This is a genomic window from Rhizobium sp. BK376, assembly GCF_004341625.1.
In the GTDB taxonomy this organism is placed as follows: Bacteria; Pseudomonadota; Alphaproteobacteria; order Rhizobiales; family Rhizobiaceae; genus Rhizobium.
In genome coordinates this window covers 1-1,002 of the sequence record NZ_SLZG01000096.1, presented here as the reverse complement: position 1 = coordinate 1,002, position 1,002 = coordinate 1, and the positions used below count along the sequence as shown (strand labels likewise).

The 1,002-nt window shown below is 58.8% G+C and carries 2 protein-coding genes; both read right to left on the bottom strand.

Annotated elements, in window-relative coordinates; all coding sequences use genetic code 11:
- Positions 1–603, bottom strand: a 603-nt coding sequence (locus EV561_RS36990) for an IS66 family transposase zinc-finger binding domain-containing protein (protein ID WP_207910678.1), incomplete at its 3' end; no start/stop codon positions are given.
- A gap of 45 nt (positions 604–648) precedes the next feature.
- The gene (gene tnpB, locus EV561_RS36985) at positions 649–1,002 is read right to left on the bottom strand and encodes an IS66 family insertion sequence element accessory protein TnpB (RefSeq protein WP_132528789.1); all 354 of its coding nucleotides are present in this window, start codon (positions 1,000–1,002) and stop codon (positions 649–651) included.

Sequence of the window (1,002 nt, the reverse complement as noted above, 5' to 3'; positions counted from 1 at the left end):
CAGATGAGGACCGATGAAGCCGCGCGGCGTGGCATGGAACGGTGCTGGTGCCTGGCTGATGCCTTCACAGTCACGGCACGTGAACTTTTCCCGCACCGTCTCGATCACCTTGAACCGGCGCGGAATCTCTTCCAGCGTCTCGGTGACGTCCTCGCCCAGCTTCGACAGGCGTGAGCCACCACAGCAGGCGCAAGTCGTCGGCGGCTCGATGACGATACGTTCGCGCTCGATATCGTCCGGCCATGGCTTGCGCACCGGTCGTTTGCGCGTGAACGAACGTACGCTCGAGGTTTTGGCGCTTGCTGCCTGTGCCGCGACCTCGTCCTCCGTCGCCGCCGTCACGAGTTCCTCGAGCTGCAGTTCCAACTGGTCGAGCAGGCGCGCCGTGCGTTCAGAGCGCTGGCCTCGCAACTCGCGCCTGAGCTTCTCGATCTTCAATTCCAGAGCAACGATCAGCGCCTCGTTGTCAGAGAGCATCGCCTGCGCATTGGCCGCTTCCGCAACTGCGATAGCGTGTTTAGCCTGCAAGGCTTCATGCTCGCCAAGCAGCGCCAGGTAAGCGCCTACAACATCCGCAGGAAGATCGACAGGCTTTGAGATCATGAAGCCATTCGATCAGATTTCCTCAGTATTTTCAATTGAATAATGCTAGCCGACCTTCGTCGGACGAAAGGTTTCCTGAGGATGCCTCCAGTCGATCCCGGACAGAAGATAACTGAGCTGTGCGGGTGATATCACTATCGCGCCGCCTTCCGCAGACGGCCAGACGAACCGGCCGCGGTCCAACTTTTTTGTAAAAAGGCAGCTCCCCTGGCCGTCACTCCAGATCACTTTTATCAGCGATCCGCTGCGACCGCGGAATACAAAAAGATTGCCGTCCAGAGGGTTTAGTTTCAGCACCTCCTGCACCCGCAACGCAAGCGATGGAAATCCACACCGCATGTCCGTATGGCCCGTTGCAATCCACACCCGCACATTTTGACCGGAAGGAAGCGTGATCAC